This window comes from Achromobacter sp., from assembly GCF_036567245.1.
In the GTDB taxonomy this organism is placed as follows: Bacteria; Pseudomonadota; Gammaproteobacteria; order Burkholderiales; family Burkholderiaceae_B; genus Achromobacter.
In genome coordinates, this window is record NZ_DATCUY010000638.1 from 1 (window position 1) to 3,237 (window position 3,237).

Here is a 3,237-nt window from a genome sequence, read left to right on the forward strand (position 1 = left end):
CTTCGACACGGCCTGGCGCCGCATCCTGGTCACGCGCCAGGCGCAGGTCAAGGCGGCCGAGCCGCCGCAAGCCTCGGGCGAGGACGGCATGCGTTTGACGGCGCTGGGCGGATCGTCCACCAGCTTCGACGTGGTCGCGCGCGGCGACTGGAACGCCACGTTCGCGCTGGCCGCCGTTTCCGCCGACGGCAGCATGCCGGACGAACTGGTCATGGACCTGGCCGCCGCGCCCGGCGCCTCCGCGACCCGCCCGGTCGCCTCGGTGTTCTGGAACGGCATCCTGCTGGCCGCCAAGCAGATGGACGCCGACGGCCATCCCGAACGCCTGACGGCGCGCGTGCCCGGCTATGCGCTGGGCCTGACCAACGCGGTACGCGTCACCTTCCAGCGCCAGCCGGTATCGGTGGACTGCAACGAAATCCCGCAAGGCTATCCCGTCAATGTGCTGCCCACCAGCTATGTAAAGCCGGGCCGCGCGCAGCCGGACGGCACCTTCGTGGGACTGTTGCCGCTGTTGGCCGGCAGTCCACAGTTGCTCGTCCCGGATACGTATCTGGCCGATGCCCCGGCCAGCCTGCAACGCATCATCGGCATCGCCACGGCCAGCGGCCTGTCGGCCACGCGTGCGGCGCTGTCGCTCACGCCCGCAGGCCAGGCGGCCAAGCCCGGCGGCCCCTTCGTGGCGATGGAAGTCGCCGTGGACGGCGCCAAGCCCATGGTAAAGGTCACGGACCGCAAGCAGCTGACGGTGGACGGCAAGAGCGCGCCCTGGCTGGACATTTCCGGCCTGGACAACCTCAGCACGGCCGAAGTGGTGCGCGCGGGCGGCCAGGACGGCCTGCTGTGGCACACGCTGGGCCAGCGCCCGGCCATGCCGCAGACGCCCTTCGTGCTGAACCGCGGCAACATCGCCATCATCGGCGCGGCGGGGCCGCTGGCCTGGATCGACAGCGCCAACCCCGCCGCCGGCCAGCCGCCGGGGGCGGGCGCGAGCGCCTTCTTCGAATGGCGCAACTACCTGTCGTGGAGCGTGCCGGCCATGAGCGTGGGCCTCCTGGTCCTGCTCCTGATCCTGATCGCTGCTTTGCGCGTCAGCCGCAGGAAGAACAAGGACAGCAAGTAACCCGGAGGCGCCGGCGCCATGTCCTCGCTTTACTGGCCCTACCTCATCGCCGACTACTACCGCGGCCTGGAGATCGTGACGGCGGTGGTCGGCGTCATCATCCTGCTGTCCAGCCTGGACGACCTGTTCATCGACGGCTGGTTCTGGGTGCGCGAACTGCGCCGCGGGCTCACCGTCAAGCGCCAGTATGCGGCGCTGACCGCCGAGCAGCTGCGCGCCAAGCAGGAACAGCCGCTGGCGATCATGGTGCCCGCCTGGCTGGAATACGACGTGATCGCGCCCATGCTGGAAAACATGGTGTCCACGCTGGAATACAAGAACTACATGATCTTCGCGGGCACCTACCAGAACGACGAGCGCACCATCAAGGAGGTGGAGCGCATGCGGCGCCGCTACCGCCAGCTGATACGCGTGGAAGTGCCGCACGACGGACCGACCTGCAAGGCCGACTGCCTGAACTGGATCGTGCAGGCCATCTTCGCGCAGAACGCGCTGCAGCCCGTGCCCTTCGCCGGCGTCATCCTGCACGACAGCGAAGACGTGCTGCACCCGCTGGAACTGAAATACTACAACTACCTGCTGCCGCGCATCGACTTCATCCAGTTGCCGGTGACCTCGCTGGAACGGGAATGGCACGAGCTGGTGGCCGGCACCTACATGGACGAGTTCGCCGAATGGCATACCAAGGACCTGGTGGTGCGCGAAAGCCTGTCCAGGATGGTGCCGTCGGCTGGCGTGGGCACCTGCTTCTCGCGCCACGCCTTGGAAGTGCTGGCGGCGGAGACGAACAACCAGCCCTTCAATACCGACACGCTGACCGAGGATTACGACATCGGCGCGCGGCTGGCCCAGCGCGGCATGCGCCAGATCTTCGGCAAGTTCGAGGTCGAGTACGTGACGCGCCGCCGCGCCTGGTTCGGCCTGGGGCGGGAGAAAATCTCGGCCATCAAGATGCCGCTGGGCGTGCGCGAATACTTCCCCAACACCTTCCGCACCGCCTACCGGCAGAAGGCCCGCTGGACGCTGGGCATCGGCCTGCAAGGCTGGCAGCAGGTGGGATGGACGGGGTCGCTGGCGACCAAGTATCTGCTGTTTCGCGACCGCAAGGGCCTGTTCACCTCGTTCATCGCGATCCTGGCCTATCTGCTGCTGGCCAACTTCTTCCTCTTCTACCTGGCCGACCGTTTCGGCTGGTGGAAGGTCTACTACCCTTCGTACTTCCGCCCTGGCGGCTGGCTGGTGACGCTGATGTGGCTGAACGCGGCGGCGCTGCTGCTGCGCGTGGTGCAACGCGCGTATTTCGTCGGCCGCATGTACGGCTGGGAGCATGCCCTGCTGTCCATGCCGCGCATGATCGTCGGCAACTTCATCAACGCCATGGCGGCGGCGCGGGCCTGGCGCCTGTTCATCGGCCATCTGATCACAGGCAAGCGGCTGGCCTGGGACAAGACCATGCATGACTTCCCGTCCACCGACCAGTTGGCGCAGCAACGCCAGCGCCTGGGCGACCTGCTGCTGTCCTGGCAGGCGATCGACCATCAGATGCTGGAGCAGGCGTTGGAGATCCAGGCGCGCGAGAAGCGGCCGCTGGGCGAAATCCTGATGGAACGAGGCTGGCTCGACGAAAAGACCTTGCATGAAGCGCTGTCGTTCCAGCAAGGCGCCCCGCTGCAAACCGAGCACCCCGCGGACCCGCTATCGCACAGGCCCTCTCCTCCATGACCGTTATTTCCCGTTCGCTGGCTTTCACCGCCCTGCTGCTGTGCGCGGCGGCGGCCCCCGCAGCGGCCGCGCAACCCGCTGCCGCTGCCGAACGTCCGCTGGAAGGCGATGCCTACCAACTGGCCGACCAGGCCTACAGACAGTACGACGCCGGCCATTACGAAACCGCCCAGGTCATGGCGGAAAACGCGATCCGCCTGCGGCCCGACGTGGCCCGCCTGCGTCTGCTGCTGGTGTATGCGCTGGAAAAGCAGGGCAAGCGCCAGGAGGCGGCGCGCGCGGCCGACGCGGCCATCGCCGACGGCCTGGGCACACCCGAGCTGCGCCAGGCGCAAGCCAACCTGCAACGCCCCCCAGCCGTGGCCGCAACGCCCGCGCAGCCCGCGGCACAA

The 3,237-nt window shown here is 67.8% G+C and carries 2 protein-coding genes and 1 pseudogene; all 3 read left to right on the forward strand.

Features of this window, described 5'->3' with window-relative positions; genetic code table 11:
• Nucleotides 1–1,123: pseudogene (locus tag VIR09_RS27090) on the forward strand (hypothetical protein); the annotation flags it as partial.
• 18 nt (nt 1,124–1,141) lie between these two features.
• Nucleotides 1,142–2,845: a glycosyl transferase family protein gene (locus tag VIR09_RS27095; protein ID WP_332015676.1), complete on the forward strand. Its 1,704-nt coding sequence runs from the start codon at nt 1,142–1,144 to the stop codon at nt 2,843–2,845.
• Nucleotides 2,842–3,237: tetratricopeptide repeat protein (locus tag VIR09_RS27100; protein WP_332015677.1), on the forward strand; the 396-nt coding region annotated here is incomplete at its 3' end. The genes VIR09_RS27095 and VIR09_RS27100, both read left to right, overlap by 4 nt.